The following is a 23,413-nucleotide window of genomic DNA, read 5'->3' on the forward strand; positions in this document are numbered from 1 at the left end:
GTGCACAGAATGGTTTGCCGATCATTCCCCTTCTGTGCTGGCTTCGTCCACGATAGCACATCACCAAAATCGAGAGAACGACATGACAACGACGCTCGCGCGCTGTGTGATCGCAGCGCTGTCTCTGACCATTATCAGCGCCGCTGCGGCGGTCGCTGAGAGCCCCTATCCGACCCCCACCCGTGACGGCCGAGAGCGGCTGCCGCGCCATGGCACGTGCCCCACCGGCTACGTGGGCGTGGGCAACAAGTGCGAGGCGCTCCACCAGGACACCCCGCGCGCCTACCCCTACGTCCCGGGCACGGCTTGCCCATCCGGGACGTTCAGGAGTGGTGACTACTGCAAGGCGTTCCGGTGATGGGCAAGGCCAAGCCCGCAAGCCGGCGCGGCAATGCCGAGCTGCACGCACAGGCGGTCGCCCTGTCGCTGCATCCCTGGAACAACAGCGTGGCCGATTGGCAGGCGCTGGAGAGCGTTGTAACGCAACTGGGCGCCGCAGCTCCCAAGGCGGCGAAGGACGCTGTCACGAGCCGACAGCGCTCGATGAAGATGATGCCCAACCCCTTTGGCGGCCGATCGTGAAGCGTTGGGGTCCGCTGCATACGCGGCGGGCCCCGCCCCACCAACCCAGAGTGAAGCGTTGAAACAGATGAGGACCGTCCCAGACATCAACGGCCAACCAATCAAGATCGGGGACTTGGTGCGCCAGGTTCTCTATGACAACGGCGCCCCCATCCCAGACACCAATCGTCGGGAGCCGAGGCGTGTCGAGGCGGTTGGCGCCAGCCGCGGCGAAATCGTGCTGGCAGGATCGCTCCAGTGGCAGTCCGCTGGCCAGTTCGAGAAAGTGGAATCATAAAGGACCATGACCATCGATATTAAGAACGCACCCCTAGCCCTGGAGATGATCAAGGCCGAGCTGGGTGGTCGCCCGACCATGAACACGCTGCAGACCTTCATCCTGCTCGCTGAGCACACAGGCGGCGGCTACCTGCGAGACATAGAACGTGTGCTGAAGTTGTCTAGCGGGACGGTGGCACGCACCGTCAAGTTCTGGACGGACAGGAACTTTGTCGTCGACGACTACCAACGTCGCGACCTCCGACGCCGAAGCGTCCGGATCAACTACGAGGGCATGTCGTTCCACAGGAGGCTGAAGCAGGCGATGGAGACGGGGACGATCCCGCCTCCAGACCCCGAGCCGGTTGAAAGCGACGAAGAGCCCGAGATCGAGCCCTGGATCAAGGAGTGGATGGAGTCTGACGAGTACAAGGAACAGCGGCGGAAGGAAGATGCGAAGCGCGCTCGCGAAGAGGCGAAGCACCAGGAGTGGCTGGCACGCCGTGAAGAACGTCGCCGCAATCCGAAGAATCCGATCGACGCCTATTACAACTGGATGGAGCAGTGCCCTCACCAGCCAGGAAAGAAGCGCAAGCAATGGAAGAGCGATAACCCGCTGGTGTTCAACGGTGTCACCTACGTCGACCATTGGTCGCCTCAACTGTCCAACAGCGGCAAGACAACCCGTTGGGCCGGATGGCTCACCGGTTCGGACGGCAGTCATCACACGATCACCGACGAGCACATCAACAATCGTCGCAACGATCCAGATCGGAACTGGGGGTTACCGGAATGAGGGTCGCGTTCGTCTCTTGCGTGAAGACCAAGGCCGACTCGGCTCGGCCGGCGGAGCGCCTCTACATCTCGCCATGGTTCGTCATGGCGAGAAGATATGCCCACGCCATAGCCGACCGCTGGTTCATCCTCTCGGCCGCCTATGGCTTGGTCGAACCCGACCGGGTGATCGAGCCCTACGAGAAGACGCTCAACAAGATGCCGATCGCCGAGCGGCGCGGCTGGGCCAAGCTGGTCACCAAGCAGATGGACCTGGCCCAGGTGCGGGGTGACGAGGCCGTCGTCCTCGCCGGTCTCAACTACCGACGTCACCTGGAGATGCCATTGCTCGATCGCTTCAAAGAGATCGTGGTGCCGATGCCTGGCTTTGCGTTCGGCGAGCAGCTGAGCTGGCTGAAGGAGCACACCTGATGCGGGTCGTCGTCTTCGGCGGTCGTGACTTCGACGACCGGCGGTGGCTGTACCAGGTGTTGGATGCGGTTCACGTCGATCGATTGATCACTTGCATCATCGAAGGCGAGATGTCGGGCGCCGATTTGCTCGCGCGTGCGTGGGCGGAGGACCGCGGTGTCGCCGTCGATCCATACCCGGCTGACTGGGGCAACATCACTCGTCCCGGAGCTGTAGTGAGAAGAAACCGCCGCGGCAAACTCTACGACGCCGCGGCGGGTCCGTACCGGAACGAGCGCATGCTGCGCGAAGGCCGGCCGGAGTATGCCATCGCCTTCCCCGGAGGTCGTGGCACATCAGGTGTTGGGAGTACGGACTCGAGCCCTTCGTGCCCCTCCGATCCAGCCGAGAAGCAGCGGGATCGCGATAGACACGATGATGTTGATCAGGAAATAGACGATCTCTCCCCTGGTCGGCGCCGTGAACGTGGTTTCCGGCGGCACGATTGAGAAGTTAAATGCCAAAGCCGAGAACACGGAGAGCAGAAGCGCCGGCATCATGTCGATCATGGCAACCGCGCTCACAGCGAGAGTGAACACGATTTCCGGCTCGCACTCCGACAGCTCGAAATGCATGAAGATGGCCAAGGGCACGGCGATGGAGAACATGGCCAGTGCGAGCAAGATCTGAATGCAACGTTGGTGCCCAGACCTATTAAGTGGTCGCGGTTGCGCGGCCACTCCGATGTGCTCAGCGACCGATGGCTCGTCGAGATCAATGGTTGAGCCCCTGAGCCAGTCAGGGGGGATACCATTTTCGAGCCCGTCCCAGAGCTGATCTATGGCCTGAGTGATCCGCTCGACATCGCGCGAGACCAAAACGAAGTCATCGCCGTCATCTAGCGAGCGACCGACGTAGTTAGCGCCGTTCCGTGAAACCTCATACCCCCGATATTCGAAGTTCTCACGCATCGCCCAGGCCTTTTGTTCTTAAGCGGTGGCCGCAGATTTGCCGATATAGGCAACCTTGTGCGTCGGGAAGGAGATGATCTGGACCTGAGTTGAGGGAGGCTCCGCTCCGTTTGCCAGATCAAGGTCGATGAAGTCGACCGGTTCAGCGAGCCACTCTCTGATCCACATGGGAATCGTCACAGCGGCTGCTGTTCCGATCTGATCAAGTGCTGTCCAAAGAGCATCGACGCTGCGCAGGACACGCAGCAGGTAGACGGACTTAATGCAGAAGTCGTCGCCTTCTTCCGGCCGGGCGACGTAACGGCCTCTCTCATTGGAAATTACGTAACTACGGTATTCGAAACTGTTTTTCATTGGGCAACAAAGCCATTTCCTCCGGGACCCCAGCGGTCCCGCTACTTCTGTTTGCACTAAAGCCAGCTGCAGAAAAATGCAAGTAATTGTGTCATATCCGTGGCCCTACGGGGTTCAACATAGAACCCCTGAAAAACCGGCCATTTTGACCTAATTGCCGCTGCTGGCGATCAACAATTGGCTATTGATAGTTTGCATTTGCTGTAGTAACGCAAATCAATAATGCAAACGGAGATCAACCTTGCGCAATTTTGTAACGCCACTTTTCTCAAGTGTTTCGGGACTGTTCCATCGTTTGCGCGCAAATAAAACGAGCACCCTGGCGGGAAATTACTCAACCAGGGTTGAAGCCGTCGCTGTTGACGTGCTCCCCAACGCCGCAAATGCCGGCGTCGTTCCGCATGCTTCGGAGCGCGAGCAACCGTCTCAGGAAAATGTTGCAACAGCAACACACTCGCCTGTCGTCCGTCGCCGCAGGCTGCGCGTCGTAGCAACAGATGCGTTGTCTGTCGCGACACTTCCCCGTGAGAGCGACGACAATAAGACTAGCAAGCGTTTCCGCCGCACCAAGGAAGAGATCCGGCTCGGCCTCTCCCGCGAGCAGGCTATGGCCAAGCGCGGCGTCCGCGCAAAGGTCTCGGTCACCGAGCCAACCATCATCATGCCTGACGGCAAGAGATTCCGCCGCACGGCGAAGGAGATCGAGCTGGGCCTCAGCAAGGAAGAAGCGGCAATCCACCGGCAGCGCTATCGCAGCGAGCCGCCGAAACTGAACCTCGACAAGACCGCGGTCGAGCAGCTCGAAGCCACGCTGTCGCCGAAGATCCAGGCCCGCGCCCGCGCCGTGCATCGCTACCGCGCAGCTGGAGGCAAGGCTATGCTCACGCCCGACACCCTCGACCAGATCGAGCGGTTCATCGCGTCCGGCAAGGTGACGAAGTGCCCGCCATGCACCGACAGCGACGGCTATGACCACCTGAACCAGAAAGAGGTGGCGTGATGGACACGGATTTCGTCCACCTGAAGCAGACCGATCGCCGCGACCAGGACTGGTGGGATCGTCACTTCATCCGCTGCGCCAAGGAATACGCCGAGGCCTCCAAGGATCCGAGCACCAAGGTCGGCGCCGTCATCGTGCGCCCTGACAGGACCACGGCTGCCTGGGGCTACAACGGCTTTCCACGCGGGATCGCTGACACGCGGGAGCGCCTGAACGATCGTCCGACCAAGTACGAGCTGGTGGTCCACGCGGAGGCCAACGCTATCCTGACGGCGCGGGAGCCGCTGCACGGCTACACCATCTACACGACCTTCTTCTCGTGCGCAGGCTGCGCCAAGCTGATCATCCAGGCGGGCATCAAGCGCATCGTCTCGCCCACCTACGACATCGAGCGCTGGGCGGAGTCGATGAAGCTGGCGCACGCTCTCTATGACGAGGCCGGCGTCCGCTGGAAACTGATCGACCTCGACCAGAAGACGAAGGAGCCGGGGTACATCCAGTACACCGGGTTCCGTCCATGAGGCTCGACGACTGGCCGCTGCCCTACGTCCGCGTGGCGTGCGCCCAGTGCAAGCGCGAGGGCCGGCTGAAGAAGGATGGCCTGATCGAGCGCTTCGGTCCTGACCGGGAGATGTTCGTCGTCCGCGAGAAGCTGACTGCGGCCAACTGCCAGCGGCCCATCAAGAAGCAGCCGTGTCAGTCAATCCTGCCTGATGCCCTGCTCGTGCAGGCGATCATGGCGGAGAGCAAGGCAGACATCATCAAGCCGTCCTTCATCGAAGAGGCGGCGGACTGGAAACCGAAGTGGCTGGAGGAGCCGAAGTGAAGATCGAAGGACATGTGCTGGAGGTGTTGGATATGGGCGACAAGCTCCACGTCAAAGGCCAGGGGCGCGCGGTAGCCGACGCTGAATGGCGCCCGTGGATGAACATCGCCGTCAGCGTCCCAATGAACGATCGAAACAAAAAGGCCTTCTACGTCGGCCGCCACTTCGATCTGACTTTAACGCCGCGCTGATGTGGTTCTTCGGCTTCGGCGTGACGATCATCGCATCGATCCTGGCGTTCATGCTTCTGGTGCCCTGCAACGAGCGGTGCCAGCAGCTGATCAAGTCGGACTTCCCGAGCGGTAACTGCCGCACCATGGGTCGATCGATCGTCTGTCACTAATCCAACAGCATCGACGGGATACGTGCGTCCTGTTGTTTGCTTGAATGCAAAGAGAGCAAATGAACGATAACTTCGCCCTGTTCCCGCTGGTCAGAAGACACTACGGGCTCGCCAAGATCGATCCGCCCTGGCGCTTCGAGACGTACTCCGAAGATGGCAAAGGCAAGTCAGCCGAGCAGCACTACGAGTGCTGGGACATCGAGCGCATCTATTCGCTGCCGATCTCAGAGCTGGCTCACCCCGATGGCATGTGGGTCTGGCTCTACACCACAGCTCCCATGCTCCTCGAAGCAATCGAGTGCTTCAAGCGATGGGGCGTCACCTACGTCAGCAATGGCGTGTGGGTGAAGATGACGAAGGACAACAGCCGGCCGACCTTCGGCACCGGCTACGTTCTCCGCAACTGCCACGAGCCCTTCCTGATCGGAAAGATCGGCAAGCCAAAGGTCCATGACCGTGGCTGCCGCTCCGCAATCCTGTCGCCGCGGCGCGAGCACTCTCGCAAGCCCGAGGAAGGCTACGACCTCGCTGAGCGCATCGCAGGTCCGTACCCGAAGGCAGACGTGTTCGCGCGACGGCTGCGTCCTGGCTGGGACGCCTTCGGCGATCAACTCGAGAAATTCACTCCGGTCGGTGAGCCGGAGCTGAAGACCGCGATCGATCCGATCGCATCCCAAGCAGCATAACCCAGGAGAATATTGTGAAGAGAGTGATCTCGGCGCTGCTCTGCGCCGCTGCCTTAGCCGTGACAGTAAGTACGGCCGAAGCTCGTCCCCATCATCGTCATCGCCACCACCATCACCAAGTGGTGCAGCAGCCGGTGGAGCAACCGTCGTTCATCTCTGGTTTCCAAGACGGATTCCAGCAAGGCTCCGCAGCAGGAAATGGTATCGTTTCCCGTGCTCGCCAATTCGTCGGCGACACTGCGAGCCAGGTCGGAGTCCGTACCACTCTTTGGTGCTCGGCATTCCTACGCAAGATCACTGGCGCCCAGGACGTCGATGATCGTGCGCTCTCATGGGAGCGTCATCAGCACATCGCCCCGCAGGTCGGAGCAGTCGTGACCATGGGCCGCCGCGGCGGTGGACACGTCGGCATCGTGTCAGGCTTCACCAAGAACGGTGATCCGATCGTCATCAGCGGCAACCACGGTGGCCGCGTCCGAGAGGCTGTCTACTCGCGCAACCGCATCCGAGCCTGGGTCTCGCCCACATGAAGAAATACACCTCTGAAGTATTCAAGCAGAAACTCCCCCGGCGTCACAGCCGGGGGTACATCGCCATCCCCGAGCTGCGCGCCTGACCATCCTCCGAATCGTCACCCAAGTGTTTGAATACAATAGGATTATCGATGTTTTGCCACATTCCTAGGGACCGCGCTTTTGAAGATCAATAAGATGGCCTACAAGTTGACCACCAAGGGTGCGATTCCCGCCTTCAAGGTGGGTGGCTCGTGGCGGTTCGACCGGGGGGAATCGAGAGCCGGACAAAGCGCCAGACCAAGCGGCAGGGGCGGCAGGGGTGACGACGGAATACCACGCGAAACTCTATGCTCATGAGCTCGGTAGGCGGCATTCCGTCGCCGACGCGGGGAAACTCGCGGCTGCGCTCCTGGATGCGCAAGTTGACCTCAACCCGCACCAGGTGGAGGCCGCGCTGTTCGCATTCAAATCGCCCCTCTCCAAGGGAGCAATTCTTGCCGATGAGGTGGGCCTCGGAAAGACGATCGAGGCCGGCCTCGTTCTTGCGCAGAAATGGACCGAGGGGCGGCGCCGCATACTCGTCATCGCGCCCGCCAACCTTCGCAAGCAGTGGTCGCAGGAGATCGCCGAAAAGTTCTTCCTTCCCACGGTCATCCTTGAGGCTCGCAACTACAACAAGATGAAGAAGGATGGCGTCCGCCGCCCTTTCGAGCAGAAGGCCCTTGTCATCTGCTCCTTCCAGTTCGCCGCACGCCATGCCGAAGAGCTGATGGTCATTCCGTGGGATCTGGTTGTCATCGACGAGGCGCACCGGCTGCGCAACGTCTACCGGCCAGACAACCGCATCGGCAAGACGCTCAAGGGCGCGCTTGCGAACGCCCCCAAGGTGCTGCTTACGGCAACGCCGCTTCAGAATTCGCTGATGGAGCTATACGGGCTTGTCAGTCTGATCGACGACTATGCCTTCGGCGATGCCAAGAGCTTCCGCGCGCAGTATGCCCGCCTCGCAGGCGACAACCTATTTGACGAGCTGAAGGGCAGGCTGAAACCTGTGTGCCACCGGACGCTGCGGCGGCAGGTGCTCGAATATATCCGGTACACCAATCGCATTCCCATAACGCAGGAGTTCGTGCCGACCGAGGCGGAGCAGAAGCTCTACGATATGGTGTCGGACTATCTGCGGCGGCCCTCCTTGCAGGCGCTGCCTTCGAGCCAGCGCACGCTGATGACGCTCATCATGCGCAAGCTGCTCGCATCATCCACTTTCGCCATTGCCGGGGCGCTGGACACCCTCGCACGGAAGCTGGAGCGCCAGCTTCGCGACGACAAGAACCTTCGCCAGAAGCTCGAAGAGGAGATCGCCGAGGACTACGAGGAGTTCGAGGACGTCGCCGACGAATGGGAAGAGGAGGGCGGCGAGCCAGAGCTTCTCACGCCCGCCGACATCGCCAATATCGAGCAGGAGATTGCCGACCTGCGTGGTTTCCGCGATCTCGCCGTCTCGATCTCGGAAAATGCGAAGGGACAGGCACTGCTCAGCGCGCTGCGCGCGGGCTTCGCCAAGGCGCTGGAGCTTGGCAGCGCCGAGAAGGCCATCATCTTCACCGAGTCGCGCCGCACGCAGGAATATCTCGTCCGGCTGCTCTGCGCGAACGGCTACGACGGCAAGCTTGTCCTGTTCAACGGCTCGAATTCAGACCCGCAGTCCAAAGCCATCTATGAGGCCTGGGTGGAACGGCACAAGGGCACCGACCGCGTAACCGGCTCGCGCACCGCCGACATGCGCGCGGCGCTCGTCGATTATTTCCGCGAGAAGGCCGCGATCATGATCGCGACCGAGGCCGCTGCCGAGGGCATCAACCTTCAATTCTGCTCCATGGTGGTCAATTACGACCTCCCCTGGAACCCGCAGCGGATCGAGCAGCGCATCGGGCGCTGCCACCGCTACGGCCAGCGCTACGACGTGGTCGTGGTCAACTTCCTCAACAAGAACAACGCCGCCGACCAGCGTGTGTACGAGCTGCTCGCCGAGAAGTTCAAGCTCTTCTCCGGCGTCTTCGGCGCATCCGATGAAGTGCTCGGCGCGATTGAATCCGGCGTCGAGTTCGAAAAGCGCATCGTGTCGATCTACCAGAACTGCCGCTCGACCGAAGACATCGAAAGCGAGTTTGAGCGCTTGCGCACGGAAATGGAATCGAACATCAGCATCCCGATGGAGGACACCCGCCGCAAGCTGCTTGAAAACTTCGACGCCGAGGTGCACGACCGTCTCAAGATCAACATGAGCCAGAGCAAGGAATATCTCGACCGCTATGCGCGGATGCTTTGGGCGGTCACGAAGCACGAGCTTGGCAAGCAGGCGAAGTTTGACGACGACTATTTCACATTTACCCTCAAGGGTGCGCCCGCCGGGATCAATGTCACGCCGGGCAGCTATTTCATGTCCCGTCACGGCATCGACGGTCACCGCTACCGGCTCCGCCATCCGCTGGCCCAGCACCTTCTCTCCACCGCCGCTTCGCGCAAGCTCAATGGCGCGTCCATCGTATTCGACTACACGGCCTGGCCGCAGACAGCCGTGGCTATCGAGCGCTTTGTCGGCAAGTCCGGCACCCTGGTCGCGCACAAGCTTTCCGTGCGCGGGGCCGATGATCAGGATCATATCATCCTGGTGGCCATGACCGAGGACGGCGGACGGCTGGACCCGAAGGCCGCCATGCGCCTGTTTGAGCTTCCCGCCCGCACTAACGGCGCGTCAGAATTGAGCTTGCCGGATCCGGTCAAGCAAACCGTCGAAAGCGAGCGCAAGACGATCCTTGACGGCATGGCCGCGCGGCAATCTGCATGGTTCGACGAGGAAATTGATAAGCTGGACAACTGGGCGGAAGACAAGCGCGCCGGGCTGAAGGCCGATTTGAAGGAACTGGACGAGCAGATCAAGGCGCTCAAGAAGGAAATCCGCCAGACCGGCAATTTGCCGGACAAGCTCGCGCTACAGCGGCAGGCGCGGACGCTGGAAACCAAACGGGATGAAGCGTGGCGCGCCTACGACGCCGCGGCGAAAGAGATTGAGGTCCAGAAGGACGGCCTTCTGGATCAAGTGGAAGAGCGCCTCGGGCAGAGCGTATCCGACGAGGAGCTGTTCGCCGTCAGGTTCGAGATTGTGTGAGGAAGAGCCCATGAACAAGCCGGAACCGAAACCGGAAAAGATGAGCCTCGCGTCAATGGACGTGGCGGCGGAGAAGCGCGGCGAACTAAAACGCTACCTCGGGCAGGCGTTCCCGCAGGTGTTCGCGGAAGGCATCATTGACTTCGATCAGCTCAAGCGCGTTCTTGGCGAATGGGTCGATCCCGGAAAGGAGCGCTTCGGCCTCAACTGGCCCGGCAAGGCCGAATGCATGAAGATCATTCAGCAGCCGAGCGTGGCGACCCTCAAGCCGCTGCGCGAGGAGTCGGTCGATTTCGATGCGACCCAGAACCTGTTTATCGAAGGCGACAATCTCGAAATCCTGAAGCTGTTTCAGAAGGCGTACTTCGGCAAAATCAAAATCATCTACATCGATCCTCCCTACAACACGGGTGGGGAGTTTATCTACCCTGACAAGTATGCGGAGACGCTTGAAACCTATCTCGCGTACACGGGTCAGATCGACGCCGAAGGCCGAAGGTTCGCGACCAACACGGACGCATCGGGTCGCTATCACTCGCGCTGGCTCAGTATGATGTATCCGCGCCTCTATCTTGCGCGAAATCTTCTTACTGAAGATGGTGTAATGCTTCTCTCCATATCCGATGAAGAAGTGCACCACCTGAAAGAGCTTTGTAACGACATCTTCGGTGAGGAAAATTTCGTTGCCCAATTGGTGTGGGAAAAGACGCGAAAGAACGACGCAAAGTTATTCTCGATAGGGCACGAGTATCTCCTCGTTTACGCAAAATCGTTGGCCAACCTCAGAGAGCTAAAGACGGTGTGGCGCGAGCCAAAGCCCGGCGCCAAGGAGATAATCGCGCAATATCAAGCCCTCCGCGCCAAGCATGGTGATGACGATGAGGCCGTGCAATCCGATCTCAGGGAATGGTATGCGTCGCTTCCTAAAAATCATCCTTCCAAGAAATTGAGCAGATACAAGTGGGTCGACAACAATGGGCCATGGAGGGATCGGGATATTTCTTGGCCGGGCGGCGGCGGCCCGAGGTATGACGTAATGCATCCGGTAACCAAGAAGCCATGCGCGGTTCCGGAGGCCGGTTGGCGCTTCTCCGAGCCAGAAACGATGCAACGTCAAATCGCGATGGGTCTTGTGGTCTTTCGCGAGGATCACACTCAGCCGCCGTTTCGAAAAGCCCATCTGGTCCCCATTCCGGAGGAACTTGACGACGTTGAGCCTGAGGAGATCGACGAGGAAGCGGACAGCGAGAATGAGGAGGAAACTGCCGTTGGTCTTCAGGTGATGCCGAGCGTCATTTACAAGCAGGCCCAAGTGGCAGTGAAGTATCTAAGGTCGCTCATGGGAAAGAAGATCTTTGATAATCCGAAGGATCACGAGATTCTTGCTCGCTTGATTGTATATTGCGGTGGCAACGACAAAGAGCTGACGGTTCTGGACTTCTTCGCTGGATCGTGCAGCACCGCAGAATCTGTGATGCGACTAAACGCGGAAGATGGCGGCAGCAGGCGCTTTATAATGGTTCAACTGCCGGAAATCTGTGATCCAAAATCAGCAGCTTTCAAGTCCGGCTACAAGACAATCGCCGACATTGGCCGTGACAGAATGAGGCGAGCGGCGGAGAAGATCAGTTCCGAGAACTCCGGTGAACTCGCCTTGGAGGGGCAGGTTTCTTTCGATATGGGATTCAAGGCGTTCGGTCTCTCGCGTTCGAATTTCAAGGTATGGGATGCCGATGCAACTGCGGAATCCGATCTTGGCGAACAGATTGAAATGCACATCGACCACCTATCGGACGCCAGCACTGCCGAAGACGTTCTCTACGAATTGCTCCTCAAAGCAGGCTTTCCGCTGACGACCAAGGTTCAGGCGATCAAACTTGCTGGCAGGGATACGTTCTCCATCGAGGATGGCACGCTGCTCATCTGTCTTGAAAAGGAGATCACGCCGGAACTGATCGATGCGTTGGCCGAGGCGAATCCGTTGCAGGTCATCTGCCTGGACGAAGGCTTCAAGGGCAACGACCAGCTCAAGGCGAATGCGGTTCAGACCTTCCGGGCGCGGGCTAAGGCCGAGGAATCAGAAATCGTCTTCAAGACGGTGTGAGGGGGATGACCATGAGAATGAGCAAGAAACCCCTTCCGATCTCCACGATTTGTAGTTGGCAGAACCGCATTGATCCAACGCCGGACTATCAGCGCCCTCCCGCATGGTCGAAAAAGCAAAAGCAACTTCTGATCGATTCCATTCTGCGTGAGTACGACGTGCCGAAGATGTACTGGCGCGCCGTCAATCGCCCCGACGGTATCAAATACGAGGTTATCGACGGGCAGCAGCGGCTGCGGACCATTTGGGAGTTTCGGGCTGGCGAATTTGCGCTTGCGAGGGACGCCGATCCCGTCAATGGTTTTCCCTGCGCGGGAAAGACCTACGATCAACTCGACCTCGATGTTAGTACGATCTTCGATGCCTACCCTGTGGACGTGGTCATTGTCGATGATGCCGTGCAGAACGAAGAAGAAGATGAAGTCCGCGACATGTTCCTGCGGCTTCAAAACGGTACGACCCTTAAGGCTCAGGAGAAGCGCAATGCCATGCAAGGGCAGATGCGCGACTTCGTGAAGTCGCTTGCGCAGCACAAATTCTTCGAAAGCTGCAAGTTCAGCAACAGCCGGTTTACATTCGATCAGGTCGCAGCGCAGGTGGTTTGCCTGGAAATGGCAGGCGGGCCGACAAGCGTTCGTGACGCCGATCTGAACCGGATGTACTCGGAAAATGCGGCCTTTGATGCGAACGGAAAGGTAGCAAAGAAGGTTCGGCGTGTTCTGGACTATCTGCTCCGGGCGTTTCCTGACAAAACTCCCGAGCTGGAGCGGTACAACGTCATTACGCTCTATTGCCTCGCTTCGACACTCATGGAGACGTATGTACACACGGGCACCGAGGCGGCGGTTGCGAGCTGGTTCATCGGCTTCGAAACTGAGCGCCGCCAGCAGGAAGAACTCGATGAAGAGCACAGAGATTCTCAGCTTGTCGAGTACCGGCGCTTAACCAGCTATTCGACTGACGGTGAAGAGTCGATCAGGGGGCGCCTCGAAACCCTCGAAAAGCGCTTCTTTCTTGCCTGTCCCGATATTCCCACGATCGATGCCATCCGCGCTTTCACCCCGGAACAACGGCTTGCGATCTATCGCAAGGATGACGGCTGCTGCCAGATCCGCACTCACTGCAAGGGTGAGAAGCTAAGTTGGTCTGACTGGCACGCTGATCACAGGGTGCCTCATTCGAAAGGCGGCAAAACCACGGTATCGAACGGCCAGGTGGCCTGCCCACCCTGCAATATCGCGAAGTACGATTCGCTTCCGGACGCGATTGAGGTGGTCGGATGAAGCTTAAGTTCGACCCCTCCCTTCAGTATCAGCAGGATGCGATCAGTGCCGTCGTCGGCGTGTTCGACGGCCAGCCCTTCGTGCAGACCGGGGCGATGGCGTTCCAGTCGATCCAGATCGGCGGGCTGTTCCAGACCGAGCTTGGCATGGGCAACCGGCTCAACCTGCCCGACGACGAGTTACTGAAGAACGTCCAACGGACGCAGGAAGTCAATGAGATCGAGAAGGTCGCGGCGCTTGAGGGGCGCGAGTTCTCCGTCGAGATGGAGACCGGCACCGGCAAGACGTACGTTTACCTGCGTACCATATTCGAACTGAACAAGACGTACGGCTTCAAGAAGTTCATCATCGTCGTGCCGAGCGTCGCCATCCGCGAGGGCGTGCTCAAGAGCATCGACGTGATGAAGGAGCATTTCGAGACGCTCTACGACAAGGCGCCGTTCGATCACTTCGTTTACGACAGCAAGCGCCTTGGCAAGGTGCGGCAGTTCGCGACCAGCAACCAGATTCAGATCATGGTCATCAACATCCAGTCCTTTCAGAAGGATGTTGCGGACAAGGACTTGGCGGACATGACCGAGGACGAGCTGAAGAAGCTCAACGTCATCAACCGCGAAAACGACCGCATGTCCGGGCGGCGGCCTATCGAGTTCATTCAGGCCGCCAATCCCATCGTCATCATTGACGAACCGCAGAGCGTAGATACGACCGAGAAATCGCGCCGGGCTATCGGCAATCTCAATCCAATGGTGACGTTGCGCTACAGCGCGACGCACAGGAACCCGTACAATCTCGTCTACAAGCTCGATCCCATCAAGGCTTACGACCTGCGCCTTGTGAAACGGATCGAGGTGGCGTCCGTCCGCTCGGACGAGAATTTCAACGACGCCTATGTGAAGCTGATAAGCACGGACAATACGAACGGCATCCGCGCCCGCCTTGAGATTCACAAGGAAGGCAAGTTGGGGCCGAAGCCGACCAAGCTCTGGGTGAAGCAGGGGGACGACCTGTTTGTGAAGTCGGAGGAGCGCGAAGCGTACCGCAACGGGTACATGGTGCAGAACATCGACTGCACGCCCGGCTCCGAGTACGTCGAATTCAATCAGGGTCGGTTCCTTGAGCTGGGGCAGGAAACCGGGGGCCTCGCCGACGACATCATGAAGGCGCAGGTCTATGAAACCGTCGAGCAGCACCTCAAGAAGGAGCGCGCGCTCAAGGGCAAGGGCATCAAGGTGCTCTCGCTCTTCTTCATCGACCGCGTCGCCAATTACCGCATTTACAATGAGGACGGCACGACCAGTCTTGGCAAGATCGGGCAATGGTTCGAGGAGGCTTACCGGGAGCTGACGGTCAAGCCGATCTATAAGGGTCTGATCCCGTTCGACGTTGACGAGGTGCATAACGGCTACTTCTCGCAGGACAAGCAGGGCCACGCGAAGGACACGCGCGGCAATACCACCGACGACGAAGACACCTATAACCTCATCATGCGCGACAAGGAGCGGCTCCTCGATCCCAACGTTGCGCTGCGCTTCATCTTTTCGCACTCGGCCCTCCGCGAGGGGTGGGATAATCCTAACGTCTTCCAGATTTGCACCCTCAATGAAACCCAGTCCGCCGATAAGAAGCGGCAGGAGATAGGGCGCGGGCTGCGCCTGCCCGTCAACGAGGCGGGCGAGCGCGTGCACGATGAAACCGTGAACCGGCTGACCGTCATTGCCAACGAGTCCTATGAAGACTTCGCCCGCACCCTTCAGACCGAGTTCGAGGAGGATTTCGGCATCCGCTTCGGCAAGGTCGAGAAGATCGCCTTTGCGAAGCTTGTGCGGCGCGCGGAAGACGGGACGGAGGCCGAGATCGGGCAGGACGAGTCGGCCAAGGTTTGGGCCGACCTTGTTGCCAACGGCTATCTCAACGCGGCGGGAGACATCCTCGATAAGTTCGATCCTAAGAACCCGCATTTCGAGCTGAAGGTGCCGGAAGGCTACGAAGACCTGCGGGCCGCGATCACCGACGAGGTCAACCGCAAGGTCTTCAAGAACCGCATCGTCAATGCCCGCGACCGGCGCGAGCTGAAATTCCGCAAGGAAGTCCACTTGAGCGAGGACTTCCAGAAACTGTGGGAGAAGATCAAGCACCGCACCCGCTATCGTGTCACCTTCGATACGGCAGACCTGATCGACCGCGCGCTTGCGCGCATCAAGCAGATCGAGCCGATCAAGGCGCCGCGCGTTGCCACGACCGTTGTAGAGGTGGATATCACCGACGCAGGCGTGTCGGCGGACAGGCAGATCGCCACCCACGTGCGCGACGCGGAGCCGGTCAAGGTGCTGCCGGACATCCTCGCCTTCTTGCAGAAGGAAACCGAGCTGACCCGGCATACGCTTGCCGAAATCCTCAAACGCTCCGGGAGGCTCGCCGAGTTCAAGATCAACCCGCAGGCCTTCATGGCGGCCGTCGCCAAGGAAATCTCGCGCGCGCTCCATGACCTGATGCTGGAGGGCATCAAGTACGAGAAGGTAGCGGGCGCGCACTGGGAGCAGAGCCGCATCGAGCAGGACGCGGAGGAAGGGATCGTCCGCTATCTGAGCAACCTCTACAAGGTGCAGAACCGCGAGAAGTCGCTGTTCGATGCGATTGAGTACGAATCAGAAGTCGAAAAGCAGTTCGCTCGCGATCTGGACAGTAACGAGAACGTCAAGCTCTTCGTCAAGCTGCCGTCCTGGTTCAAGATTGACACGCCCATCGGCTCCTACAATCCCGATTGGGCTTTTGTCACCGAGCGCGAAGAGAAGCTCTATTTCGTGCGAGAAACCAAAAGCACTGTGGACTCAGAAGAGCTGCGGACGAAGGAAAACCAGAAGATCGCCTGCGGGCGTAAGCATTTTGAGAGCATCGGCGTCGACTATAGCGTCGTGACGTCGCTGGCGGAGGTGGCATTTTGATCAACGGAGCTGCTTCACGTCAGGTGCCTCTGCTCGAAAAGTCGTCGCAGATCTCCTGGCACCAGGCAGCGAAGCGCTTGAGGTAGACCGCGAAGAACCTGCGGACCAGATAGCTGCGGATGATCGAGATCACCATGAAGATTAGGGTGATGGCGAAGCTCTCAGCGAGCTTCACCTTGAACCCGAACAGCGGCAGCACGGCGTAATTGGCCCAGATAGAGACGACGAACCCGATCAGGCTCGACGTCACCACCTCAACCAGCGACATTACGCGGGACTGCTCCATTACAGCCCCGATGCGCTCGCGAGCGCGAGGCCCACAGCGGCGCCGGCGGCAGCCTTTGAGCCAGCGAACGAGGTCCGCTGCACCTTCTTGAAGTGCAGCGCCATGGCCTCATCCAGATCCGCGTAGAGCTGCTCCACACTGGAGTCGTTGTGGATGACGAAGTCCGGCTTGATCCGGTCGATGCGCTCGCTGTCGTGGACGCCCCAGAGCAGGCCGAGCTTGTCGTAGAGGACTTCGCCAAGCTTGCCCCACTTGAACTTGGCCGGCTTGGTGCCCGGACGCTTGATCATGATGACCACGCCACCGCGGCGACGGATCGCGTGAGCCTCGTTCGGGAAGCGGACGGAGTCGTTCATCACGGAATCGCCGTCCTCGATGCCGCGCTCCCAGGTGTTGGCCCAGACGTCATCGCCGATCAGCTCACGGCCCCACTCGGTGCCCAGGGTGATCTGCGCATAACGGGAGGTCACGCCAAGCTCCGGGATCACGGACTCCTTGAGGTCGCCCTCCAGGTAGCGCGTGATCATATCGCTCGACATGCCATTCGCCTTGAGCAGCACCGCGAGCATGGCCCGCAGCGGCTCGGCGATCTGCTTACGGCGGATGCCGTATTTCTTCTCCAGGTACAAGGCCGCCGTCGTCTTACCCGACTGAGCGAACCCCGAAAGACCAACTACTGTCACTTTCGCTTTCCTTTGTTTGCATTCATGCAATCGTCAAGACGCGCGACCGAACTCGCCGTGGTGGCGGCGAGAGGCGGTTGCGTAGGCCTCAATGGCTGCTTGCTCTGTCGTGAACGAACCGAGATTCATCGACCGGCCGTCGACCCGGATCTTGGCGCGATAGCGCCCGTACTCGAACGACACGCCCTTGATCCCGAGCTTGTTGCGGCTCTGGACTGGACGATTGCGGTTCTGCTCAGCACGAGTTGCTGGGCGAATGTTCGCCCACGCATTGTTGCTGCGGTTGAGGTCTTCGTGATCGACCTCATCCGGCATCCAGCCTTCCATGATCAGGAATGCCAGCCGGTGCCCGTAGTAGGTCACGCTGCGGATTTCACGGATCGTGAGCATCGATTTCGCGCGATCGTGAGCACTGAATTCAGACGATCGTGAGCAGCCCGCTACGGCCGATGGGAGATAGAGTCAGTGTTCTGGTTGGCCGTCAAGGGTGATGGTTTTGGCGCTGCGTTTTCGCATGCTTTCTCCGGTGAGCTGGAGGCGGTGGGCGTTGTGGACGAGGCGATCGAGAATGGCGTCGGCGACCGTGGGGTCCCCAATGGCTCCATGCCAGGTGTCCACGGGGAGCTGACTTGTGACGATGGTGGATGCGCGGCCATGGCGGTCCTCGAGGATTTCGAGCAGATCGCGGCGTTCCGCGGCGGTGAGCACCGATAGTCCCCAATCATCCAAAATCAGAAGCTGAGCGCGGCCGAGGCTTTTGAGGAGCCGAGCGTAACGTCCGTCTCCGCGCGCGAGCGCGAGCGCCTCGAACAGCCTTGGAACGCGATGATAGAGGACTGATCGGTTGTCGCGGCAGGCCTTGTGGCCGAGCGCGCAGGCTAACCAACTTTTGCCCAGGCCGGTTGCCCCGGTGACGAGCAAATTCTCGTGGCGATCGATCCAGCGACCTTCGACGAGTTTGGCGAAAACGGCGCGGTCGATGCCCCGCGGGGTGCGCAGATCGACGTCCTCGACGCAAGCAGTCTGGCGCAGTGCGGCGATCTTGAGGCGCGTGGTGAGCCGCCTGGTGTCGCGTTCGGCGGCTTCGCGGTCGACCAACAGGCCGATGCGATCTTCGAACGGCAGGGCTTCGAGATCGGGCGATCGGCGCTGCTCCTCGAAGGCCTTGGCCATTCCGGTCAGGCCAAGCTCGATCAGCCGTTCGTGGGTTGGGTGGTTAAGCATGCCGGGTCTCTCCTTGCTTCAGTGGAAGTAGTCGCGTCCGCGGATGTTGCCGTGGCGCAGGGGCTGGTGCTCGAAAGATTCGTCGAAGAACGTGCGATCGAGGCCGTTCTGGAGGATCGATCTAATCGAGGCGACGGAGCGCGCCTTGATGAGGATGCCCCTCCGGCAGGCTGCGTCGAGGCGTTCGGCGCCGTAGCTTTTGACGAGCGCCAGAATGCCAAGGCAGGTTCGAAAGCCTTGTTCTGGATGGGGGCGGGCGTCGATCACGGCCTGGAAAAACGCTGCTGTCGAAGGACCGATCCGCTCGCCGGCGGCGATCACCGCGGCGGGGGTCCATTTGCCGTAGCGGCGATGGGCGCTGGGCATGTGGTCGGCGATGGTGGTGTGTCCGCGTCGGTTGGGCGCGCGGGCATGGCTGGCGATCCGCTGGCCCTTGTGGAAGATCTCGACCGTCCGATCGTCGATACGGGCATCGACCAGCTCGCCAATCAGACGATACGGCGCGGAGTACCAATGGCCGTCGACCTCGACATGATAATCGGGAGCGAGGCGGCAGCGCTTCCAGCGTGCGAAGGCATAAGGCTGATCTGGCAGCGGGGTTAGCTTGGGTTTGTCGAGTTCGGCAAACAGTTCGGCGCGGCTTGAGCCGAAGCCACGCATTTGACGAGCATTGAGTTCGTCGACGAGTGTCTTGATGGCGGCGTTGAGCTCGGCCCGGGAAAAGAAGCGCTGATTGCGCAGCCGGGCCAGAATCCAGCGCTGGGCGATTTGCACCGCGACCTCGACCTTCGCCTTGTCTTTTGGGCGCCGCGGCCGTGCGGCGAGAATGGCCGTGCCGTAATGGCTCGCCATCTCGGCATAAGTGCGATTGAGGCCGGGATCGTAGCGGTCGGGGTTGCTGACGGCGGCTTTGAGGTTGTCGCAGACCACGAACGTCGGCGTTCCGCTCAAAAACGTGAACAAGTTGACGTGGGCCCGGATCCAGTCGGCCAAGCTCTCGCTGGGGCAGGCCTCGGCGTAGGTGTAGTTCGAAGCGCCCATCGCCGCGACGAACAGCTTCATCGGCTGCACTTCCCCGGTCAGGGGATCGACGATGTCGATGGTGTCGCCGGCGAAATCCACGAACACCTTCTCGCCGCCCAGATGAATCTGCCGCATCGAAGGTCGGACCCGCCCCTTCCAGGCCTCGTAGGTAGTGCAGAACCACGTGTACCCGAAACCGTCGGGATTAACGGCGCGATACTCCTCCCAGAGCAGGCGACGGGTTACGTTGCGCCGGCGGAGCTCTTTATCGATGTAGCTCCAGTCGGGCACCGGCCGCTGCGGGCTCTGAGACGCTGGTCGTGGGGCCGGGAAAAGCAAAAGCTCCAGGTCTTCATCGGTCATTCCCTCCGGAAGCGGCCAGCTCAACCCAGCAGAGCGGGCGCGGCTCAGGTAGCTGTGCACAACGCCGTTGCTGACGCCCACGCTCCGCGCGATGGCCCGCTCTGGCAGGCCTTGAAAATGTTTTAACCGAAGGACTTCCTTGATCCGGCGCATCGACAATCTCTGGGTAGGCATTGGACTTCCTCGTTAACCACGAGGTCATCCCTAAGCCGGTTGAGTTGTCGGCCGAAGCGCTGCAAGGCTCCGAAAGCCTTGCTCACGATCCCGCGAAATCGTTGCTCACGATCGTCTGAAATCTCTGCTCACGATCCCCTGAAATCCGCGCTCACGATCCCGCGAAACGCGCAGGTCACGCCATCGATCTTGATGCGGACGTACCGGTTGTTGTTCTCGCCCACGCTGCCGGCGAGTTGGCCCGGCTTGATGCGGGGATGCGTCGGACGGATCCAGGTGAACGACCCATCGACTGGGTCGTACTCCAGGAGATCGAGAACGCGCTCTCGCAGTTCGAATATTTGCATTCAAGCAAACCTTTAGGCAGCAGAAGACACAGCCGGAAGCCGGATAACCGGTTTCTCAGGCCTCCATTTTCCCTTTTGGAGCGTGATGATGGCTCGCTTACCATCATGGTACTGAACCACATGGCTGACGCTCCAGCCGCTCGGTCCGCGGTTGTAGCCATGCCGCAGGTTCATTGCCCCTGCCACGTAGACGCCTTCGTTGATCTCGGCGGTGTGCTTGTCTCCGATCGTCATCTTGCGGCCCATGCGGGCGAAGCCAGCGACCGTGCCCTTGGCGCCGTTGGCTCCACGGAAGCCGTGGTTGCCGACCTCGATGCCGTCGATTAGCCGCGAATAGCCGTCGTGACACCACTCGACCGCAGCCCGCATCTCCGGGTATTTCAGGCGGATGGCGTGCTCCAACAGCGAGAAGCGCGGCACGGGCTGGTCGTTGTCGATCGCCTCAGAGCGCGCCTCGACGTAGCCGAGATACGCATCTTCGAGCTGCAGGCCGAAGCGGACGTTGATGCCGTCGTTGCGGTAGCGCCCTTCCCTCGCATACTTCTCCAGCGCCAGGTCGTGGTTGCCTTCCGCCACGATGATCTGGCGGTCGTCGCCGGCAGTACGCATCAGGAAGTCGCCACACTGGACGGTCTCTTCCTCGACGCTGTCGCGGCCCCGGATCGCCATCTCGTAGCTGTAGGCGTTATCGCCGACGTGGTGATGGTTGCCGGGCTCGTTGTCGAAGATGTCGTGAACGATGATGTTCTCGGGATTGAGGACATCGACCACGCTGTTCCGATACTTCGCCACGTTGCCGCGCATGTCCCAGCCGAACGTCGCCATGGTGTTGGCGGCATCGAGCTTGCGGACGTGGATGTCGGCGCAGGTCAGCGCCTTGACGCGGTGCCCTGTCGTGACCTCGGCGTTCGACACATGGGCGTCGAGGTCATAGAACGAGCCGTCCTCGCTCGCGGTGATCTGGCGGCAGAACACGTCGCCGGCCTCGTCGAACTGCACGACGGTTGCACCGATGACCTGGTGGAAGATGGACTTCACGCCCGCCTTACGGGGAATCACCTTCGGCCGCGTCACCGCGCCCGTGGTCATGACCTGATGCGCCTGGATGGCGGGATCGGTCGAGGGCACACTCTTGAGCTGGCGCTTGGCGTGCGGGAACACGGCCCAGCGGCCCCGGCTGTAGGTGACGAGATCGGAGATCGGCTGCGAGGCAGTCGGCAGCGTGTTCATCTCGCCGCAGAACACGAAGTTGTCGCCGATCTTCATCTGGCCGAAGCACAGATACGGCGTCAGCTCGGTGGCGTAGGCACGCGCGGTCGGATTGTTCTCGGCCCACCACTGCGTCTCGTAGGTCCAGGGACCGACGATGATCTTGGCGTCGAGATAGGCTGCATAGGCGAGCAGGTTCGCCCAGAACTCCTCATGCAGCATGGCGTCGTTCTGAGCGCCAGTGAAGATGAAGTTCTGGTTCCGCGGATCCGTGATCGGGGCGACACGCAAGGTGTCGGTCATCCACGTCCGCGGCGTGCCCTCCTTGATGACGTAACCGCCGATCTCGCGATCGTAACGGCGGACAAGGTAGGAGTCGATGATGATGGCGTCCGGGTTGATGACCGGGTAGTTCGAGCGGGTGATGAGATCGGTAACCTCTCCCGAGAGATCCTGGGCGCGCTTGTGCGCGTGGTCTTCGGCAGACAGTTCTTCGCCGGCCTCCTCGGAGCCGCGGGTGACGGTGGCGGCGGGTGCGGGCGGGACGAACAGGGACCAGTCGACAGCGAAGTGCTCTTTGCGCTTGCGCTTCAGCGCTTCCTCAGTGCGGACCCAGTTCGGATAGTTGATGCCTTCGCGGCGCTCCGCAGTCTTGGTGGCGGAGGCAAGGCCTCCACGTTGACCCTGCGGGTGGTAGCCCAGCTTGAGAAGGTCTTCGATGACTTGTTTTCTGCGGGCGCGTTCTTCGGTGGAGAGCATGGAACCCCATGAATGGATGGAAATTCTGGTTGACCGCCTACCACAAAATTTGCATTCGTGCAAATTTGCGGCAAATCCGGGCATAAAAAAAGAGGCCCCCGGCACGATGGCCAGGGGCAAGTCTCAGTTTGCCGGTCTTAGGGCGCCGGCTTTATTGCGAGATACTTCATGAGGCGATCGACCACGGCGTCGGGCATCTTCATGACCGCGTCAGAGAGGCCGTCCATCCGCTCGGTCAGACGGCTCTCGATGGCACGCACGGTGTCCCAGGAGGCGTATTCCTCGGCCATCTTGAGCTTCAGCTCGGCGAGTTCCTTCTCGACGGCGTGAGACTTGTCGCTGGCTTCGGTCCGGACCTTGTCGACCGACTCCCTCGCCTCTTTGCGGGCGTTCTCGACTCGGTTTTCCATGCGGTACCAGACGCCACTGACGAAGCCGGCTGCCGCGATGAGCGGTCCCGCCAGGCTCGTCAGGTAGGACAGGATATCGTTAGAGTTCATTTCTGAGCCCCCAGAGTATCGATCTCGGCGAGGCACTCAGCGACCCCTTCGATGCGGTTATCGGCTTTGATGAGGGCCGCCCGGTATTGCGCGATCAGCGCCACCTTGCTCATGCCCGGTTGGATCGGCGGCAGCGCCACCTTCCTGGCGATCTTGATGCAGTCCGCCAGGGTGGGAGGAACGTCGCGGAGATCCTCGTTACCGGATGTCAAGCAGCCGGCGAGACTCAGCGTCAGTGAGGCGATCACCATTGCCCGCAGGACGCCTTGCCAGTTCTTTCTCATAGGTCTTCACTTTCAGGTCGAGCTGTTCGTTGACGCGAGCCTGCTCTTCGAGCCAATTCTGCACCTTGGGCGAGGGAGCGGCGGTCTGCTGGACGACTATGGCCGCCTTCAGCTTCGCCTCACCCAGCTCCTTCTTCACCTCACCCAGCTCTTTCGTGAGCTGTGCGATCCGAGGTTCCTGGCTCTCGACCCCTCGGTGGTGTGCGTGACCGAGAGCGATGACCGCTGCGGCGAGAGCCAGGATGACTTTGCCCTTGGTGGACATTGCGAAGTCCAGGACCGTGCGCGCACGATCCCGGACCGTGGGGAGAGCCCCCACGATCTTTTCGATGATGGACAT

The 23,413-nt window shown here is 60.3% G+C and carries 27 protein-coding genes and 1 pseudogene; 16 read left to right on the top strand and 12 right to left on the bottom strand.

Annotated elements, in window-relative coordinates; translation table 11 throughout:
• The first annotated feature begins 82 nt into the window (after nt 1-82).
• From ABIF91_RS07115 to ABIF91_RS07135, 5 genes and pseudogenes are all read left to right on the top strand, one after another.
• Nucleotides 83-358 (top strand): hypothetical protein, encoded by a 276-nt coding sequence (locus ABIF91_RS07115; protein ID WP_424578835.1) that lies wholly within the window; start codon nt 83-85, stop codon nt 356-358.
• On the top strand, nt 358-582 hold the full coding sequence (locus tag ABIF91_RS07120; RefSeq protein ID WP_424578836.1) for a hypothetical protein: 225 nt from the start codon (nt 358-360) through the stop codon (nt 580-582). Before ABIF91_RS07115 ends, ABIF91_RS07120 begins: the two co-directional genes overlap by 1 nt.
• Before the next feature lie 283 nt (nt 583-865).
• Nucleotides 866-1,636, top strand: coding sequence for a hypothetical protein (locus tag ABIF91_RS07125; RefSeq protein ID WP_424578837.1), 771 nt, complete (start codon nt 866-868; stop codon nt 1,634-1,636).
• Nucleotides 1,633-2,046 carry a DUF6884 domain-containing protein gene (locus ABIF91_RS07130; protein ID WP_424578838.1) on the top strand — a complete coding sequence of 138 codons (414 nt, stop codon included), beginning with the start codon at nt 1,633-1,635 and terminating at the stop codon, nt 2,044-2,046. Before ABIF91_RS07125 ends, ABIF91_RS07130 begins: the two co-directional genes overlap by 4 nt.
• A pseudogene (locus tag ABIF91_RS07135) lies at nt 2,046-2,222 on the top strand (DUF2493 domain-containing protein); the annotation flags it as partial. The gene ABIF91_RS07130 and the pseudogene ABIF91_RS07135, both read left to right, overlap by 1 nt.
• 159 nt (nt 2,223-2,381) lie before the next feature.
• Here ABIF91_RS07135 and ABIF91_RS07140 read toward each other — a convergent pair.
• Both ABIF91_RS07140 and ABIF91_RS07145 read right to left on the bottom strand, forming a co-directional pair.
• Nucleotides 2,382-2,996: a DUF4118 domain-containing protein gene (locus ABIF91_RS07140; RefSeq protein WP_424578839.1), complete on the bottom strand. Its 615-nt coding sequence runs from the start codon at nt 2,994-2,996 to the stop codon at nt 2,382-2,384.
• A gap of 18 nt (nt 2,997-3,014) precedes the next feature.
• A complete protein-coding gene (locus ABIF91_RS07145) occupies nt 3,015-3,350 on the bottom strand; it encodes a hypothetical protein (protein WP_424578840.1) in 336 nt (111 codons plus the stop codon).
• Nucleotides 3,351-3,591: 241 nt separating this feature from the next.
• Here ABIF91_RS07145 and ABIF91_RS07150 point away from each other — a divergent pair, with 241 nt between their 5' ends.
• The 11 genes from ABIF91_RS07150 (at nt 3,592) to ABIF91_RS07200 (ending at nt 16,221) form a co-directional block, all read left to right on the top strand.
• Nucleotides 3,592-4,350: a hypothetical protein gene (locus ABIF91_RS07150; protein ID WP_424578841.1), complete on the top strand. Its 759-nt coding sequence runs from the start codon at nt 3,592-3,594 to the stop codon at nt 4,348-4,350.
• Nucleotides 4,350-4,871 (top strand): deoxycytidylate deaminase, encoded by a 522-nt coding sequence (locus ABIF91_RS07155; RefSeq protein WP_424578842.1) that lies wholly within the window; start codon nt 4,350-4,352, stop codon nt 4,869-4,871. Before ABIF91_RS07150 ends, ABIF91_RS07155 begins: the two co-directional genes overlap by 1 nt.
• Nucleotides 4,868-5,176, top strand: coding sequence for a hypothetical protein (locus ABIF91_RS07160; protein WP_424578843.1), 309 nt, complete (start codon nt 4,868-4,870; stop codon nt 5,174-5,176). Before ABIF91_RS07155 ends, ABIF91_RS07160 begins: the two co-directional genes overlap by 4 nt.
• Nucleotides 5,173-5,367, top strand: coding sequence for a hypothetical protein (locus tag ABIF91_RS07165; protein ID WP_424578844.1), 195 nt, complete (start codon nt 5,173-5,175; stop codon nt 5,365-5,367). Before ABIF91_RS07160 ends, ABIF91_RS07165 begins: the two co-directional genes overlap by 4 nt.
• On the top strand, nt 5,367-5,519 hold the full coding sequence (locus tag ABIF91_RS07170) for a hypothetical protein (protein WP_424578845.1): 153 nt from the start codon (nt 5,367-5,369) through the stop codon (nt 5,517-5,519). Before ABIF91_RS07165 ends, ABIF91_RS07170 begins: the two co-directional genes overlap by 1 nt.
• A 59-nt stretch (nt 5,520-5,578) precedes the next feature.
• Entirely contained in the window at nt 5,579-6,205 is a 627-nt protein-coding gene (locus tag ABIF91_RS07175; RefSeq protein ID WP_424578846.1) for an MT-A70 family methyltransferase, read from the top strand.
• Nucleotides 6,206-6,228: 23 nt separating this feature from the next.
• A complete protein-coding gene (locus ABIF91_RS07180) occupies nt 6,229-6,735 on the top strand; it encodes a CHAP domain-containing protein (protein WP_424578847.1) in 507 nt (168 codons plus the stop codon).
• 304 nt (nt 6,736-7,039) lie between these two features.
• Nucleotides 7,040-9,889, top strand: coding sequence for an SNF2-related protein (locus tag ABIF91_RS07185; RefSeq protein WP_424578848.1), 2,850 nt, complete (start codon nt 7,040-7,042; stop codon nt 9,887-9,889).
• Nucleotides 9,890-9,899: 10 nt separating this feature from the next.
• Nucleotides 9,900-11,993 carry a site-specific DNA-methyltransferase gene (locus tag ABIF91_RS07190; protein ID WP_424578849.1) on the top strand — a complete coding sequence of 698 codons (2,094 nt, stop codon included), beginning with the start codon at nt 9,900-9,902 and terminating at the stop codon, nt 11,991-11,993.
• 17 nt (nt 11,994-12,010) lie between these two features.
• Nucleotides 12,011-13,276 carry an HNH endonuclease family protein gene (locus tag ABIF91_RS07195; protein ID WP_424578850.1) on the top strand — a complete coding sequence of 422 codons (1,266 nt, stop codon included), beginning with the start codon at nt 12,011-12,013 and terminating at the stop codon, nt 13,274-13,276.
• Complete coding sequence (locus tag ABIF91_RS07200) at nt 13,273-16,221, top strand: type III restriction-modification system endonuclease (protein WP_424578851.1); 2,949 nt, start codon at nt 13,273-13,275, stop codon at nt 16,219-16,221. The genes ABIF91_RS07195 and ABIF91_RS07200 overlap by 4 nt, the downstream gene beginning before the upstream one ends.
• Before the next feature lie 19 nt (nt 16,222-16,240).
• On the opposite strand, the gene ABIF91_RS07205 is transcribed toward ABIF91_RS07200, so the two are convergent.
• The 10 genes from ABIF91_RS07205 to ABIF91_RS07250 all read right to left on the bottom strand — a co-directional run bounded on the left by ABIF91_RS07205 (nt 16,241) and on the right by ABIF91_RS07250 (nt 23,413).
• Nucleotides 16,241-16,507, bottom strand: a complete 267-nt coding sequence (locus tag ABIF91_RS07205; RefSeq protein WP_424578852.1) for a DUF7220 family protein — start codon at nt 16,505-16,507, stop codon at nt 16,241-16,243.
• A complete protein-coding gene (locus tag ABIF91_RS07210; protein ID WP_424578853.1) occupies nt 16,507-17,136 on the bottom strand; it encodes a hypothetical protein in 630 nt (209 codons plus the stop codon). Before ABIF91_RS07210 ends, ABIF91_RS07205 begins: the two co-directional genes overlap by 1 nt.
• A gap of 87 nt (nt 17,137-17,223) precedes the next feature.
• On the bottom strand, nt 17,224-17,580 hold the full coding sequence (locus ABIF91_RS07215) for an HNH endonuclease (protein ID WP_424578854.1): 357 nt from the start codon (nt 17,578-17,580) through the stop codon (nt 17,224-17,226).
• Between the two features lie 72 nt (nt 17,581-17,652).
• Nucleotides 17,653-18,414 carry an IS21-like element ISFK1 family helper ATPase IstB gene (istB, locus tag ABIF91_RS07220; protein WP_011090937.1) on the bottom strand — a complete coding sequence of 254 codons (762 nt, stop codon included), beginning with the start codon at nt 18,412-18,414 and terminating at the stop codon, nt 17,653-17,655.
• An 18-nt stretch (nt 18,415-18,432) separates the two neighbouring features.
• The gene (gene istA, locus ABIF91_RS07225) at nt 18,433-19,974 is read right to left on the bottom strand and encodes an IS21-like element ISFK1 family transposase (RefSeq protein ID WP_060907903.1); all 1,542 of its coding nucleotides are present in this window, start codon (nt 19,972-19,974) and stop codon (nt 18,433-18,435) included.
• A 128-nt stretch (nt 19,975-20,102) separates the two neighbouring features.
• Nucleotides 20,103-20,321: a hypothetical protein gene (locus ABIF91_RS07230; RefSeq protein ID WP_424578855.1), complete on the bottom strand. Its 219-nt coding sequence runs from the start codon at nt 20,319-20,321 to the stop codon at nt 20,103-20,105.
• A gap of 12 nt (nt 20,322-20,333) precedes the next feature.
• Nucleotides 20,334-22,409 carry a hypothetical protein gene (locus tag ABIF91_RS07235; RefSeq protein ID WP_424578856.1) on the bottom strand — a complete coding sequence of 692 codons (2,076 nt, stop codon included), beginning with the start codon at nt 22,407-22,409 and terminating at the stop codon, nt 20,334-20,336.
• A gap of 17 nt (nt 22,410-22,426) precedes the next feature.
• The gene (locus ABIF91_RS07240) at nt 22,427-22,789 is read right to left on the bottom strand and encodes a hypothetical protein (protein WP_424578857.1); all 363 of its coding nucleotides are present in this window, start codon (nt 22,787-22,789) and stop codon (nt 22,427-22,429) included.
• The gene (locus tag ABIF91_RS07245; protein ID WP_424578858.1) at nt 22,786-23,001 is read right to left on the bottom strand and encodes a hypothetical protein; all 216 of its coding nucleotides are present in this window, start codon (nt 22,999-23,001) and stop codon (nt 22,786-22,788) included. The genes ABIF91_RS07240 and ABIF91_RS07245 overlap by 4 nt, the downstream gene beginning before the upstream one ends.
• Nucleotides 22,988-23,413, bottom strand: a complete 426-nt coding sequence (locus ABIF91_RS07250) for a hypothetical protein (RefSeq protein ID WP_424578859.1) — start codon at nt 23,411-23,413, stop codon at nt 22,988-22,990. The genes ABIF91_RS07245 and ABIF91_RS07250 overlap by 14 nt, the downstream gene beginning before the upstream one ends.

Origin of the sequence: Bradyrhizobium sp. USDA 241 (assembly GCF_049739505.1) — a bacterium.
Lineage (GTDB): Bacteria > Pseudomonadota > Alphaproteobacteria > Rhizobiales > Xanthobacteraceae > Bradyrhizobium > Bradyrhizobium liaoningense.

Coding starts and splice junctions, on each gene's coding strand:
- istA (WP_060907903.1), bottom strand. CDS start 19,974: ATGCCTACCCAGAGATTGTCGATGCGCCGGATCAAGGAAGTCCTTCGG.
- ABIF91_RS07215 (WP_424578854.1), bottom strand. CDS start 17,580: ATGCTCACGATCCGTGAAATCCGCAGCGTGACCTACTACGGGCACCGG.
- ABIF91_RS07160 (WP_424578843.1), top strand. CDS start 4,868: ATGAGGCTCGACGACTGGCCGCTGCCCTACGTCCGCGTGGCGTGCGCC.
- ABIF91_RS07155 (WP_424578842.1), top strand. CDS start 4,350: ATGGACACGGATTTCGTCCACCTGAAGCAGACCGATCGCCGCGACCAG.
- ABIF91_RS07195 (WP_424578850.1), top strand. CDS start 12,011: ATGAGCAAGAAACCCCTTCCGATCTCCACGATTTGTAGTTGGCAGAAC.
- ABIF91_RS07205 (WP_424578852.1), bottom strand. CDS start 16,507: ATGGAGCAGTCCCGCGTAATGTCGCTGGTTGAGGTGGTGACGTCGAGC.
- ABIF91_RS07140 (WP_424578839.1), bottom strand. CDS start 2,996: ATGCGTGAGAACTTCGAATATCGGGGGTATGAGGTTTCACGGAACGGC.
- ABIF91_RS07175 (WP_424578846.1), top strand. CDS start 5,579: ATGAACGATAACTTCGCCCTGTTCCCGCTGGTCAGAAGACACTACGGG.
- ABIF91_RS07125 (WP_424578837.1), top strand. CDS start 866: ATGACCATCGATATTAAGAACGCACCCCTAGCCCTGGAGATGATCAAG.
- istB (WP_011090937.1), bottom strand. CDS start 18,414: ATGCTTAACCACCCAACCCACGAACGGCTGATCGAGCTTGGCCTGACC.
- ABIF91_RS07120 (WP_424578836.1), top strand. CDS start 358: ATGGGCAAGGCCAAGCCCGCAAGCCGGCGCGGCAATGCCGAGCTGCAC.
- ABIF91_RS07250 (WP_424578859.1), bottom strand. CDS start 23,413: ATGTCCATCATCGAAAAGATCGTGGGGGCTCTCCCCACGGTCCGGGAT.
- ABIF91_RS07170 (WP_424578845.1), top strand. CDS start 5,367: ATGTGGTTCTTCGGCTTCGGCGTGACGATCATCGCATCGATCCTGGCG.
- ABIF91_RS07230 (WP_424578855.1), bottom strand. CDS start 20,321: ATGCAAATATTCGAACTGCGAGAGCGCGTTCTCGATCTCCTGGAGTAC.
- ABIF91_RS07240 (WP_424578857.1), bottom strand. CDS start 22,789: ATGAACTCTAACGATATCCTGTCCTACCTGACGAGCCTGGCGGGACCG.
- ABIF91_RS07130 (WP_424578838.1), top strand. CDS start 1,633: ATGAGGGTCGCGTTCGTCTCTTGCGTGAAGACCAAGGCCGACTCGGCT.
- ABIF91_RS07190 (WP_424578849.1), top strand. CDS start 9,900: ATGAACAAGCCGGAACCGAAACCGGAAAAGATGAGCCTCGCGTCAATG.
- ABIF91_RS07145 (WP_424578840.1), bottom strand. CDS start 3,350: ATGAAAAACAGTTTCGAATACCGTAGTTACGTAATTTCCAATGAGAGA.
- ABIF91_RS07115 (WP_424578835.1), top strand. CDS start 83: ATGACAACGACGCTCGCGCGCTGTGTGATCGCAGCGCTGTCTCTGACC.
- ABIF91_RS07200 (WP_424578851.1), top strand. CDS start 13,273: ATGAAGCTTAAGTTCGACCCCTCCCTTCAGTATCAGCAGGATGCGATC.